This window comes from Pedobacter roseus, assembly GCF_014395225.1.
In the GTDB taxonomy this organism is placed as follows: domain Bacteria; phylum Bacteroidota; class Bacteroidia; order Sphingobacteriales; family Sphingobacteriaceae; genus Pedobacter; species Pedobacter roseus.
Window position 1 is genome coordinate 4,609,298 of the sequence record NZ_CP060723.1, and the last position, 13,130, is coordinate 4,622,427.

Annotated in this window: 12 protein-coding genes; 8 read left to right on the forward strand and 4 right to left on the reverse strand. The window is 37.8% G+C overall.

The window, feature by feature from the left end:
• Positions 1-23 precede the first annotated feature (23 nt).
• The 7 genes from H9L23_RS18905 (at position 24) to htpG (ending at position 10,385) form a co-directional block, all read left to right on the forward strand.
• Entirely contained in the window at positions 24-1,121 is a 1,098-nt protein-coding gene (locus tag H9L23_RS18905; RefSeq protein WP_025144095.1) for an efflux RND transporter periplasmic adaptor subunit, read from the forward strand.
• 2 nt (positions 1,122-1,123) lie between these two features.
• Complete coding sequence (locus H9L23_RS18910; protein ID WP_187591808.1) at positions 1,124-4,234, forward strand: efflux RND transporter permease subunit; 3,111 nt, start codon at positions 1,124-1,126, stop codon at positions 4,232-4,234.
• A gap of 1 nt (position 4,235) precedes the next feature.
• A complete protein-coding gene (locus H9L23_RS18915) occupies positions 4,236-5,546 on the forward strand; it encodes a TolC family protein (protein WP_187591809.1) in 1,311 nt (436 codons plus the stop codon).
• Positions 5,547-5,801: 255 nt separating this feature from the next.
• Positions 5,802-6,665 (forward strand): N-acetylglucosamine kinase, encoded by an 864-nt coding sequence (locus tag H9L23_RS18920; RefSeq protein WP_246474742.1) that lies wholly within the window; start codon positions 5,802-5,804, stop codon positions 6,663-6,665.
• 116 nt (positions 6,666-6,781) lie between these two features.
• Complete coding sequence (locus tag H9L23_RS18925; protein ID WP_113947752.1) at positions 6,782-7,174, forward strand: response regulator; 393 nt, start codon at positions 6,782-6,784, stop codon at positions 7,172-7,174.
• Between the two features lie 99 nt (positions 7,175-7,273).
• On the forward strand, positions 7,274-8,017 hold the full coding sequence (locus tag H9L23_RS18930) for a DUF4241 domain-containing protein (protein ID WP_187591810.1): 744 nt from the start codon (positions 7,274-7,276) through the stop codon (positions 8,015-8,017).
• A 481-nt stretch (positions 8,018-8,498) separates the two neighbouring features.
• Entirely contained in the window at positions 8,499-10,385 is a 1,887-nt protein-coding gene (gene htpG / locus H9L23_RS18935; protein ID WP_223190999.1) for a molecular chaperone HtpG, read from the forward strand.
• A 263-nt stretch (positions 10,386-10,648) separates the two neighbouring features.
• Here htpG and H9L23_RS18940 read toward each other — a convergent pair whose 3' ends face one another.
• On the reverse strand, positions 10,649-11,143 hold the full coding sequence (locus H9L23_RS18940) for a type I restriction enzyme HsdR N-terminal domain-containing protein (protein ID WP_187591811.1): 495 nt from the start codon (positions 11,141-11,143) through the stop codon (positions 10,649-10,651).
• Positions 11,144-11,164: 21 nt separating this feature from the next.
• The gene (locus tag H9L23_RS18945) at positions 11,165-11,539 is read right to left on the reverse strand and encodes a hypothetical protein (RefSeq protein ID WP_187591812.1); all 375 of its coding nucleotides are present in this window, start codon (positions 11,537-11,539) and stop codon (positions 11,165-11,167) included.
• Between the two features lie 383 nt (positions 11,540-11,922).
• On the opposite strand from H9L23_RS18945, the gene H9L23_RS18950 reads away from it, so the two are divergent.
• Positions 11,923-12,666 (forward strand): LytR/AlgR family response regulator transcription factor, encoded by a 744-nt coding sequence (locus H9L23_RS18950; RefSeq protein ID WP_025144087.1) that lies wholly within the window; start codon positions 11,923-11,925, stop codon positions 12,664-12,666.
• A 68-nt stretch (positions 12,667-12,734) separates the two neighbouring features.
• On the opposite strand, the gene H9L23_RS18955 is transcribed toward H9L23_RS18950, so the two are convergent.
• Both H9L23_RS18955 and H9L23_RS18960 read right to left on the reverse strand, forming a co-directional pair.
• Complete coding sequence (locus tag H9L23_RS18955) at positions 12,735-12,875, reverse strand: hypothetical protein (protein ID WP_187591813.1); 141 nt, start codon at positions 12,873-12,875, stop codon at positions 12,735-12,737.
• Positions 12,876-12,930: 55 nt separating this feature from the next.
• Entirely contained in the window at positions 12,931-13,080 is a 150-nt protein-coding gene (locus H9L23_RS18960; RefSeq protein WP_162799937.1) for a hypothetical protein, read from the reverse strand.
• Positions 13,081-13,130: the final 50 nt, after the last annotated feature.

Genomic DNA, 13,130 nt, shown 5'->3' on the forward strand with positions numbered 1-13,130 from the left:
ATACGCACGACACAAATATAAACATGAAGAAAAGGTATATTATCTATGCTGTTTTAGCCATAGGCCTGGCTTATTTAGTCTATTACAGAATTAACGCTAACAAGAAACTCGAAGGAAAAGGCGGGGCATCTGCAGGGGCAGGAAAAGGAAAATCAGGTGGTAAAGATGGAAAATCGGCACCACTTGTGGTAGATGGTATTGTGGTAAAAACAACATCATTTGATAACGACCTTGAAATTACAGGCGCCATTGATGCCAACGAATCTGTTGTGTTGAAAAGTGAAGTATCGGGATTGGTTACAGGTATTTATTTTCAGGAAGGTACAACTGTATCAAAGGGAAGTGTGCTGGTAAAAGTAAACGACAGGGATATACAGGCACAATTGCAGGATGCATTAACCAAACAAAAACTTTCAGGAACAAACGAAAACAGGGCTAAACAGCTTTTGGCGAAAGGCGCGATCAGTCAGGAAGAATATGATACTTCTTTAGCCGATTTAAAATCTTTAGAGGCACAGGCACAATTAATCAGGGCTCAACTGGCAAAAACTACAATACGTGCGCCTTTTACAGGTCGTGTAGGTTTGCGCAGCATCTCAGCAGGAACCTATTTAACACCAGCAACGGTAATTGCCAATCTGGTAAGCACCAATCCGGTTAAAGTTACTTTTTCTGTACCGGAGAAATATGCAGGACAGATTAAAATAAATTCGGAAATTACCTTTACTACCGATGGCTCATCAAAAGAGAACAAAGGAAAAGTTTACGCGATAGAGCCTGGAATTAATGCTGCTACGCGGACTTTACAGATCAGGGCTTTGGCCCCAAATGCAGATAATGCATTGCTACCAGGATCATTTGCGAAGATTAAACTGGCATTAAGCACGCTACAAAATGCCATATTGATTCCTAACGAAGCAGTGGTACCCGTTTTAAAAGGCAAGATTGTATATATCCAAAAGAACGGAAAAGCACAGGAAGTTAAGGTTGAGGCCGGAACACGTACCGATGAAAATATCGTAATTACTTCAGGATTAAAAGTTGGCGATACGGTGTTAACAACCGGATCGATGGCTTTAAAGAAAGATGCTCCTGTAAAAGTTCATTTGGTTAAAGAATAATTATGAGTATCTCCACCACGAGTATAAAAAGGCCCGTTCTGGCCATTGTGATGAACTTATTGATTGTCCTTTTCGGGATAATCGGCTATACCTTTCTGGGTGTACGGGAATACCCGTCAATTGATCCAACGGTAGTTTCGGTAAGAACATCTTATCCAGGCGCAAACTCGGATATCATCGAATCGCAGATTACCGAACCTCTGGAAAAATCGATCAATTCGATTGACGGGATCCGGAATATTTCTTCATCGAGTAACCAGGGTACCAGTAACATTACCATTGAATTCAACCTTGATAAAAATATCGAAGAAGCGGCAAACGATGTACGCGATAAGGTATCGCAGGCAGCACGTACTTTACCTAAAGATATCGACGGTTTACCAGTGGTAAGTAAGGCCGATGCAAACTCTGATCCGATTTTATCGATGACGATTCAGAGTGATAAACGAAATACCTTAGAATTAAGCGATTATGCAGAAAACGTAATTGCCGACCGTATTCAGACCATTCCGGGGGTAAGTAGCGTACAGATCCAGGGGCAAAGAAAATATGCTATGCGTATCTGGATGGATCCGAATAAACTGAGTGCTTACGGCTTAACCTCGCAGGATATTGTTACCGCTTTGGATAACGAAAATGTGGAGCTTCCATCAGGAAAAATTACTGGTGCAACTACTGAATTAACGGTAAAAACATTGGGAAAACTGACCGATGAAAATCAGTTTAACAACCTGATCCTGAAAACAGACAGCAACCAGGTAATTAAGTTAAAAGATGTAGGTTATGCGGTTTTAGGTCCGGAAAACGAAGAAACCATTTTGCGCGAATCGGGCAAACCGATGGTGGCCATTGCCATTATCCCACAGCCTGGAGCCAATTATCTTGATATCAGTAAAGAGTTTTACAAACGTTTCGATAAATTAAAAGCTGATATTCCACAGGACATTAAGCTTAAAGTAGCCTTAGACAATACCTTGTTTATTAAACGTTCGGTAACAGAGGTGGCCGAAACCATTGGTTTATCACTGGTGCTGGTAATCCTGATCATTTACCTGTTTTTCAGGGATTGGGCCATTGCTTTCAGGCCATTGATCGATATTCCGGTTTCATTAGTTTTCACTTTCTTTATCATGTATGCCTTTGGTTTCTCGATAAATGTACTGAGTTTACTGGCCATTGTACTCGCTACAGGTTTAGTGGTAGATGATGGTATTGTGGTGACCGAAAATATCTTTAAAAAGGTTGAAGAGGGCATGTCGCCATTTGAGGCGGCCATTAAAGGATCAAACGAAATCTTTTTCGCTGTAATTTCCATTTCCATTACCCTTGCAGCAGTATTCTTACCTGTAATTTTCTTACAGGGTTTCGTGGGGCGTTTATTCAGGGAATTTGGAGTGGTAATCGGCGCTGCTGTATTGGTATCGGCTTTTGTATCGCTTACTTTAACCCCAATGCTGAATGCTTACCTGATGAAAAAAGGAGGACATAAACCATCAAGGTTTTACAATTGGACAGAGCCTTATTTTGTGAAGTTAAACAATGCGTACGAATCGAACCTGAACAAATTTTTAGATAAAAGATGGCTCTCAGTTCCGATTATTCTGGTATGTATGGGCTTAATTTTCTTATTCTGGAAGATTTTACCAAAGGAAACTGCTCCCTATGATGATAGAAGCGCAATCAACATCAACGTAACTACGCCAGAAGGTGCATCTTTTACTTATACCGATCAGTTTATCATGAAACTGAACCAATTGGTGATCGATTCGGTTCCGGAGAAAAATGTAAACATTACCATTACTTCACCAGGTTTTGGTGGTTCGGGCTCGGTAAATTCTGGTTTTGTAAGGATGGGTTTAATTGATCCGGAAGAACGTGAACGTTCGCAAAAAGATATTGCCGATATGCTTACCAGGGTGACTAAAAAATATACCGAGGGTAAAACCATCGTTAACCAGCAGCCTACCATTTCAGTTGGCCGCCGGGGAGGCTTACCAATCAGTTATATTATCCAGGCGCAGAATTTCGAAAAGCTAAGGGAGAAAATTCCTTTGTTTATGGATGCGGTATCCAAAGATCCTACTTTTACCGTTTCGGATGTGAACCTGAAATTTAACAAACCCGAAATCAACCTGACGATTGATCGAGATAAAGCCAAGAATCTAGGGGTTTCGATCTCTGCCATCGCCCAAACCCTAAATCTGGGGTTAAGCGGACAAAGGTTTTCCTATTTCTTCATGAACGGAAAACAATATCAGGTAATTGGTCAGTTTGACCGTGGCGACAGAAAAGACCCATTGGATTTAAGTTCGGTTTATGTGCGTAATGATAAAGGCGAACTGGTACAGCTCGATAATGTAGTTACCGCTAAAGAAGAGAGCAGTCCACCGCAGTTATACCGGAACAACCGTTTCATTGCAGCTACTGTTTCGGCAGGCTTAGCCCCTGGAAAAAGTATTGGCGAAGGTATTGATGCCATGGATGCCATATCTAAAAAAGTACTGGACGAAACCTTTTCTACCGATTTAAGTGGAGAATCGCGGGATTTTAAAGAAAGTTCATCAAATACTTTCTTTGCCTTCGGTTTAGCCCTACTACTTGTTTATTTAATCCTTTCCGCACAGTTTGAAAGTTTTAAAGACCCGATTATCATCATTTTAACCGTACCAATGGCTGTAGCAGGTGCATTTTTATCGCTATGGCTCTGCGGGCAGAGCTGGAACATTTTCAGTCAGATCGGAACCATTATGTTAATTGGTCTGGTAACCAAAAACGGTATTTTGATTGTCGAATTTGCCAACCAGCTAAAAGAAAAAGGCACGCCGATACCTGAAGCCATCCGTGAAGCTGCTGTTTCACGTTTGCGCCCGATTTTAATGACCAGTTTGGCCATTGCCATTGGTGCATTACCTATTGCTTTGGCTTTAGGTGCCGCCGCAAAAAGCAGGATGAGTATGGGAACCGTAATTGTAGGCGGAACATTGTTCTCGCTGGTATTAACCTTATTTGTGATCCCGGCCATTTACTCTTATTGGGCAAAACCATACAAACCAAACAAAGAATTAAAAGAAGCCCATCGTTTTGAACAAGAAGCTTTACACACAGAAGAATAAGATGAGCAAGAAATTAAAAATATTGATCCTGTTGTTAAGCCTGTCGTTTTCGGGCTTCGCACAAGAAAAACTGAGCTTACAGGAGGCGATCACCATTGCCTTACAGAATAATTACGACATAAAAATCAGCAAAAACCAGATCGATATTGCAAAAAACAATGCCAATATCGGTAATGCTGGGATGTTGCCCAATTTAACCGGAAATTATACCAATGGTGGAAGTATCCAAAACACCCGTCAAACGCCTGCAACAGGCCCTGACCGGGTGATTACCGGTGCAAAAAGCACCAATAATAGTTATGGTGCCGATTTAAACTGGACCATTTTTGATGGTTTTAGTATGTTCGCCAATTATGACCGTTTAAAAGAACTACAAAAGCAGGGCGAACTCAATGCGCGTTTAACCATTTTAACCACCGTTGCCGATGTAATTACTGCTTACTACGACGTAGTAAGGCAACAACAGCTGGTTATAGCGGCCGATAGTGCCATGGATGTTTCTGTTTTACGTACCAATATTGCTAAAACCAAATTGCAATTGGGTCGCGGTTCTAAGCTCGATGTATTAACCGCACAGGTTGACTACAATACTGATACCTCAAATTATCTGCAAACCAAAAATGCCTTGCAAGTGGCCAAAGTGCGTTTAAACCAGTTAATGGTTAGGGATATTGGAACAACATTCGTGGTAGATAATAATATTGACGTAGATAAAGGCATCTTATATAGCAAAATGGCCGAAATGGCCGAACAGCAAAATCCGAATGTGCAGAATGCCTTTATAAACCAGCGGATTGCTTCATTAAACTTAAAATCCATCCGTGGAGCTAGGTATCCCGCAGTTAGCTTAAATTCGGGTTATAGCAGGGCAAATAGTACCAGTCCGACAGGTTTTAACCAAAAATTTGCAGCCAATGGATTTACTTATGGCGTAACGGCGAGCATTAACTTGTTTAACGGCTTTTTACAAAGACAAAATGAGCGTAATGCCAAGATAGACATTGAAAACTCAACCTTAACCTTAAGTAAAACCAAACTTGATGTAAACTCACAATTGCTTACCGCTTATCAAAATTACAGTACTTACATCGATCTGATCAAATTGGAACAGCGCAACGTGGATATTGCAAAGGAAAATCTTGATATCACGCTGGCAAAATACCGTTTAGGTAGCATAGCCCCTTTAGAACTAAGAGAAGCGCAGCGTAATGCTATTGATGCACAAAACCGCTTTATCGAAATGCAATATCAGGCCAAAATTGCTGAAACTAACTTAAAAGCAATTAGCGGGAATATAGATTTATCAAAATAGTTCATTTGTTCAGTGGTCATTAAATCATTGGTTAACATGATGCACAAAATCAGATAAAGTCTTTGTGTGATAAATTATTTTATCATAAACTGAATCCATACGCCGCGCACTAAACGCCCAACTAGTTCATTGGTAATTGATTGATCATTTGTTATTGATGATTGATTATTTTTTCATTTAACTAAAACGGTTTAAAAGAAGTAAAGAAATTATTGCAATCATAAAATTCTGTAATTAATTTTTATATTTAATCCCATGATACTTGTTGCAGATAGTGGCTCATCAAAAACCGATTGGATGGGCTATCACAATGGCGAAACCATTAAATTTAGCACTCCCGGAATAAACCCTTATTTCTTAAGTGAGCAGGAAATTACCAAACTGATAACCAAAAATGAATCCCTGATCCAATATGCCAATGAGGTTAAGGAAATTTACTTTTTTGGTGCGGGTTGCTCCTCACCCGATAAACATGAAGTGGTTTCTAATGGTTTATCGGCAGTTTTTGAAAATGCTTTTATCTCTGTAGATCACGATCTTTTAGGCTGTGTATACGCCACCTGCGGCAATGCCGAAGGCCTAAACTGTATTTTAGGTACGGGATCTAACATCTGTTATTTTGATGGCAAGAAAATTCATGATGGTCACCATGGCCTGGGTTATGTATTAGGCGATGAAGGATCTGGTACTTTTTTTGGCAAAAAAGTACTTTTAAGTTATCTATACAATAAAATGCCTGCCAATTTAGCCGCAGAATTCAAAAAAACTTTTCCTTCCGAAAAGGAACAGATTATTACCAATGTTTACCAAAAACCTTTCCCGAATATTTATTTAGCCGGATTTAGCCGTTTCATGGCCAATCATAAAGACCACCCTTTCATTCAGGATATCCTCCGTACGGGGTTTCAGGAATTTGTGGATACCAATGTTAAAGATTACCCAAAACATAAAAGTGTTCCGTGCCATTTTGTAGGTTCAATAGCTTATTACTACCAGGATTCGTTAATTTCTGTATTGCTTGAGAACGGTATTGAGCCGGGAAAAATCTTACAAAAACCAATCGAAGAACTGTTCAATTTCATTTTACAGAAGGAAGGCATTGTGCAACAGGCCAGTTAAAGCTAAAATCTATTTTCGCTCAACTATAAATTTATTGTTAAAATATTCTTAAGATTGTAAACATAACAACAACAAACATTGTTATATTTTTAATAGCATATAAATTGCTAGCAAATATGAAGAGAATACTGGTAGTAGACGATGATATTGAGGTTTTAGAAACCATACAATTGATACTGGAAATCGGAGGCTTTAAAGTCTCGGCACTAAGTGATGGTGAAGAAATTTTCAACAGGATTGAAAGTTTTAACCCAGATTTAATTTTGCTCGATATTTCTCTTGGCCACATTGATGGGCGTGTGTTATGCGAGCAGTTAAAATCGATAGAAAGCACCTCTAAAATTCCGATTCTGTTAATTTCGGGTTTATACGATCCAAAAGATTTCACTACTTTGAATTATGGTCAGGATGATTTCTTATCAAAACCATTCCAAATGGATGTGCTGCTTAAAAAGATCTCCAAAATCCTATCATTGGAAGAAGACAAACCAAGTTTCCATTTGAATTAATTTTCATTCGGATCAAAAATATTAGCCAGAAAGACTTTAAATCTCTCTGGCTTTTTTATTTTTATCTTTTATCTATCTTAAAACAAAAAACTGAACATCATGATACCAAGTGGAGATTGGCTGAAAACCTGGAATGAGAAGCGTAACCTGCTGGCCTGCCCAAATAACCTTAATAACTATTTCGAAGAAACGGAATTAGCTGGTAAAAAGATCGACCATCTTGAACTTGGCAGTGTTTCTATCCCCACAGGAGAAATTTTGGTCCGGGATCCATTGGTTTATATCCAGAAAGATGCAGAACAATACCTGATCAAAGTACCAATTGGCGAATTTCCGGTTACGGCCGCTGTAGTGGTACAAGATGATAATGATGAGGATTGTGACCGGTATGCGGCAGTTAAAGTACAATTTACAGCTTATGATGCCGTTAGGTTTGAAGAAGCATTGATCGGCACCGAAGACCTTGTTGATTTTAACGAAGGTGAATTTTTTGGTTTTAATGTGGATGCTGGTTTAGGTTGTGTTTTAGATCAGGAAACGCTAAAACATTTCTGTGCTTTTCAGGATAAGTTCCATAGCGAAAATCCGGGTAAAAATCTTTATGACGATTATTTCGCAGTACTTTTTGCAGCTAATTATGCTGAAAATCCAATTTATCAACGCGAAGCCGGCGACTGGATTAACTGGAAAATTCCAGGAACTGATTATCACATCCCATTTTTCCAGAGTGGTTTTGGTGATGGCACTTATCCTGTTTATTATGGTTTTGATGTTGAAGGTAATGTATGTTCACTGATTATCCAGTTTATTGATATTGAATTGGCTTATGGTGAGGAAGAGTAGTATGATTATTTGTAGTGGTCTGTGATGACACAGACCACGGCATCAGATGCTCTGTCCAAATAACTTACTTATGCTGCAGCACGAGGGAAAACCTTCCTGTTAGCACAGCATTAACTGCACTAAACCCGATGGGACGGATGCCAATCCTTCAATTGGCAGGAGGTACAGCGGGACGAACAATAATTGATATACAGGTTTTGCTTTTCAAATGATTATTTAAACTATTTGATACTAAGGTTAGTCGGTGAGGACACATACCAAGGATTAGATTTCTCGACTGCGTTGCACTCCGCTCGAAATGACGATCGTTTTTGAATCTTTATTATAAAATCCATCATTCTTCTATATCCCCCTTCTTTGTCCATCACACGTTTTCCATCTTACATTTTCCATCGCACATACCTACTGTCATTTTGGCAAACAAATCCTTTTGGAACAACCCTTGTTATGCTCGATACAGATTTAAACAATTTATTTACGTATGAGCATACAGGAAAAAGGAAATATCTCGATACATACCGAGAACATCTTCCCGATAATTAAGAAGTTTTTATACTCTGATAACGAAATTTTTCTTCGTGAATTGGTTTCTAACGCTGTAGATGCGGTTCAGAAAATCAAAAGACTAGGTTCATTAGGTCAGTTTAACGGAGAAGTTGGTACCCCATTGGTACAGGTTGCTGTTGATAAAGAAGCAAAAACCATTACCATTAGCGATAATGGTTTGGGAATGACTGCCGAAGAAATTAAAAAATACATCAACCAGGTTGCATTTTCTGGCGCAAGTGAGTTTGTAGAAAAATTTAAAGATGCTAAAGATGCTAATGAGATCATCGGTAAATTCGGTTTAGGTTTCTATTCTGCCTTTATGGTGGCTGATTTAGTTGAAATTCAAACTTTATCATATCAGGATGGCGCAGAACCTGCACGTTGGGTTTGCGACGGCAGTACTGAATTTGAAATTACTGAAGGTACTAAAACTACGCGCGGTACCGATATCATCCTTCACGTAAACAAAGACTCTGAAGAGTTTTTGGAAGAAAGCAAACTTCAGGAAATACTGGATAAATATGCTAAGTTTTTACCTGTTCCGATTAAGTTTGGTACCAAAACAGAATCTGTTGAAGATGGCGTTGATGAAGAAGGTAAAGCTAAACACAAGGATGTTGAGGTTGATAACATTATCAATACGACCAACCCAATCTGGACAAAAGCTCCTGCAGATTTGTCAGATGAGGATTATTTAAGTTTTTACCGCGAATTATATCCATTTAGCGAAGAGCCATTATTCTGGATTCACTTAAACGTTGATTATCCATTTAATTTAACGGGTGTATTGTATTTCCCTAAGTTGAAAAACGACTTTGAAATGCAACGCAACAAAATCAAACTTTATTCCCGTCAGGTTTTTATTACCGATGAGGTTAAAGATATTGTACCAGAATTTTTGATGTTATTACACGGTGTAATCGATTCACCTGATATTCCGTTAAACGTATCGCGTAGTTTCTTACAGGCCGATAGCAACGTTAAAAAGATCAACAACTACATTACCAAAAAGGTTGCTGATAAATTAGGCGAACTCTTTGTCAAAGATCGTAAAGCTTACGAAAATAAATGGAAAGACATTGGCATGTTTGTAAAATACGGCATGATTAGCGAAGATAAGTTTTACGATAAAGCGAAAGATTTCGCATTGGTAGGAAACACTAAAAACGAACTTTTCACCCTTCCTGAATATAAAGAAAAGGTATCTCCTTTGCAGACTGATAAAAATGGCACAGTGGTTTATCTATATACCAATGATGCGGCAAAACAGGATGCTTTTATACAATCGGCCAATAAAAAAGATTACGATGTTTTGGTATTGGATTCGCCGATTGATAATCACTTTATTAACCAGTTGGAGCAAAAATTAGAAAAAACATCGATTAAACGTGTTGACTCGAGTGTTGCAGATAAATTAATTGAGAAAGACGAGCAAAATGAGCACGTTTTAACAGAAGATCAGGTAAAAGAAGTGACCACTATTTTCGAGAAAGCAATTACCAAACCAGGTATGCATGTAGAAATTGTGGCTTTACACCCTGAAGAACTGCCTGTAACCATTACCATGGATGAGTTTATGCGTCGTATGAAAGATATGGCTGCTATGGGCGGCGGAATGGGCTTTTATGGCCAGATGCCGGATAATTACAAGGTTGCCATTAACGGAAACCATAAATTGATCAGCAAGATTTTAAATGCTGATGAAGCTGAACAAAGCACTTTGGCTAAACAAGCGGTAGATTTAGCGCTATTGGCTCAAGGTATGTTAACCGGAGCAGAATTAACCGCCTTTGTAAGCAGAAGCGTAGAACTGATTTAATCGGGTAATACGGAAAAATATATTTGAGGGTGTCCGGAGAAAATCCGGACACCCTCTTTTTTTGCGCTGAGCGTTTCGTTTACGGCGATAAGCGTTTACGTTTAACGCTTATTTCAGCAACTAATGATTAATAATTGTAGCTCAAAGTTAACCGATTCAAAAACAATTAAACAATTAACCTTTCCAACAACAAAAAAAGTCCCAATCATTTGATCGGGACTCTTTTAAGGCATTCAGCAATTTAATTCACTGAAGGATATTTTTTAGCTTGCTAATGTTGCCTGCTTATGATCAACATTGAAATAATCTTTATGATCTTCGATCATTTTTGCAATGGTAGCTGCTTTGGTATCGGTAATTTTAAACTCGAACAAAGGCTCCTGGTTTTTCTTTGATCTCACCATTTTCTCTGTGTAAAAACGATAAACCAAACCGTTGGTTAATAAACCATATTTTGCTTTTGTTTTACGGAAATATTTAGATAATCGTGAATCGTGGATATCTAAATTATCATCATGGTGTTTGCATTCTACTAAAATTGTAGGCTCACCATCTTTCATAATGGTGTAATCAACCTTTTTGCTTTTTTTAACGCCAAAATCTAATACCGCTTCAGATTGAACCTCAGAAGGGTCAAATCCTAAGATTTGGATAAAAGGCATTACCAAAGCATTCCTAGTTAAATCTTCAGATTGAACTTGTGGAAGCATTTTCTTGATTCTTACGGCAAATTGCCCTATTTCGTCTTTCAATTCCATGTTATATATCTTTTATAGGTGTTAGTTTTTTAAATTGTATTGGTTGAATACAGAATTTGCTGTGATAATGATCTGATCTAAACTTTGTTTATCAAAAAAGTTCCTGTTCAGCATATCTACCATGTAAGTCAACTTGTTGATATCGGCTACTTTCATGCTAAACTGAAAGCTTTTTAATCCGTCTTTAATGGCTTGTTGAACGTAGTTGCGGACAACCAAAAAAGATCTTCTGAATGCATAATCGCTGTCAAGCTTTCCATTTACAAGGCTTGGCACGTCCAAGTTGCTGTATTCGTTTTGCATTCTCTGATACATATCAGCGTTGATTCCCTGGCTTTTAAGAATCCCCTTGTAATAGATTTTGTTAAGTAAGTACTCGTATTCGTTGTGTTTCATTTGGAGGTAGATAGATGTAGGGGAATATTTCTTGTTTTTCGGTATTTCTTCTTTTTTAAAATTTAATAAAATCTGTAACCCAGTGTTGTATGGCCTGTTTTAATTTTCTTATCCACAGGCTACACAATAATGGGCAGGTAGATGTTTAATTTTAATCCGGGGCTTTTAACTCCCTGATTGTTTTGTTTTTGGCAAACAGTTTAAAGATTACAAAAAGAAGTGTGCTGAGTAATTTTTTTACATCAACCCCACAGAATATTACACGAAACCAGTAAGTTTTTTAGATGAAACGGATTCAAGATTTTTTTTAGCCCATTTGCTAAATCAATTCATTTTTATTTAACTTGCATTCAAATCAAATCAAAACAAACATATTTAAAATCATGAATCTAAAATGCGTTGTTATAGACGACGAGCAACATGCAATTGAGGTGCTAACTGACCATATTGCAGAAATGCCGGGGCTAACCATTTTTAAGACCTTTACCAGCCCAGTGCAGGCACTTATGGAGATCAGCATCGACGATGAGATTGATTTATTGTTTATGGATATCGATATGCCTGGCATCAATGGTTTAGAACTTGCCAAAAATATCAGGGAAAAAGCTAAATATTTGATTTTCACCACTGCCCATCCTGATTATGCCCTACAGGCATTTGATGTACAATCGGATCAGTATCTGCTTAAACCGATTTCGTTTGCAAAATTTGCTTTGGGCATCGACCGCATTTTAAAGAAGGAGGCCAACAATGCCAAGGTTACTACAAAAGAAACAGAGCAGGCAGCAGCACTTTATATTAAAGGTGATCATAAATATGCTTTTTCGAATATCGCAATTGATGAAATACTTTACATTAAAGCCTTACAAAATTATATCCAGATTATAACCAAATCTGAAACCCACACCACCTATCTTACACTAAAAGAGATTGAAAAAGCCTTAGAAACACATGCATTTATAAGGGTTAACAAATCTAATATTGTTGCTAAATCAGCAATAAAAAAGGTGGATGGAAATATTATCCGTTTAGTAAACAATGAAATGATACAAATTGGCGAAGGTTATAAAGAAGCTTTCTTCGCATACGTACAGAGCAGTTTACTAAAATCGAACCGGAACCAGTAATTATATATCAATCCAGCTATATACTATGTGACTCAGAATTCCTGTTAGAATAATAGTTAGTTCGAAAACTAAAATTCCATGATGAAACTTGTCATTACCGTGTGACTCTGATCACCTGTTGGATTGGTTGAGTAAGCATTTTTGGCTTTGATGTTTTTATAAACAAAAACAGTTTTTTTAGAAAGCTTGGTAGTATTTTGAGTTTTCATGGTTTTATAGATTAAATATGATGATATAATTATTAAAATAAGCTAATTGTGGCAACTAAAATTCCATGATGAAGCTTGTCATCGCACTATGGCTTTGATCTCCTGTTGGACTAGTTGCATAGTTGTTTTGAGCTTTGATGTTTTTATAAACAAAAACAGTTTTTTTAGAAAGTTTAGCTGAAGTATTTGTGTGTTGAGCTTTCATAATATGATGTATATAATTCTTGTGATTATCGTTGTTATTAATTTTCTGTA

Bases quoted from the DNA above. Each gene is read 5' to 3' on its own strand.
- H9L23_RS18915 (WP_187591809.1), top strand. From the start codon at position 4,236: ATGAGCAAGAAATTAAAAATATTGATCCTGTTGTTAAGCCTGTCGTTT.
- H9L23_RS18910 (WP_187591808.1), top strand. From the start codon at position 1,124: ATGAGTATCTCCACCACGAGTATAAAAAGGCCCGTTCTGGCCATTGTG.
- H9L23_RS18945 (WP_187591812.1), bottom strand. From the start codon at position 11,539: ATGAAACACAACGAATACGAGTACTTACTTAACAAAATCTATTACAAG.
- htpG (WP_223190999.1), top strand. From the start codon at position 8,499: ATGAGCATACAGGAAAAAGGAAATATCTCGATACATACCGAGAACATC.
- H9L23_RS18920 (WP_246474742.1), top strand. From the start codon at position 5,802: ATGATACTTGTTGCAGATAGTGGCTCATCAAAAACCGATTGGATGGGC.
- H9L23_RS18925 (WP_113947752.1), top strand. From the start codon at position 6,782: ATGAAGAGAATACTGGTAGTAGACGATGATATTGAGGTTTTAGAAACC.
- H9L23_RS18960 (WP_162799937.1), bottom strand. From the start codon at position 13,080: ATGAAAGCTCAACACACAAATACTTCAGCTAAACTTTCTAAAAAAACT.
- H9L23_RS18955 (WP_187591813.1), bottom strand. From the start codon at position 12,875: ATGAAAACTCAAAATACTACCAAGCTTTCTAAAAAAACTGTTTTTGTT.
- H9L23_RS18950 (WP_025144087.1), top strand. From the start codon at position 11,923: ATGAATCTAAAATGCGTTGTTATAGACGACGAGCAACATGCAATTGAG.
- H9L23_RS18930 (WP_187591810.1), top strand. From the start codon at position 7,274: ATGATACCAAGTGGAGATTGGCTGAAAACCTGGAATGAGAAGCGTAAC.
- H9L23_RS18905 (WP_025144095.1), top strand. From the start codon at position 24: ATGAAGAAAAGGTATATTATCTATGCTGTTTTAGCCATAGGCCTGGCT.
- H9L23_RS18940 (WP_187591811.1), bottom strand. From the start codon at position 11,143: ATGGAATTGAAAGACGAAATAGGGCAATTTGCCGTAAGAATCAAGAAA.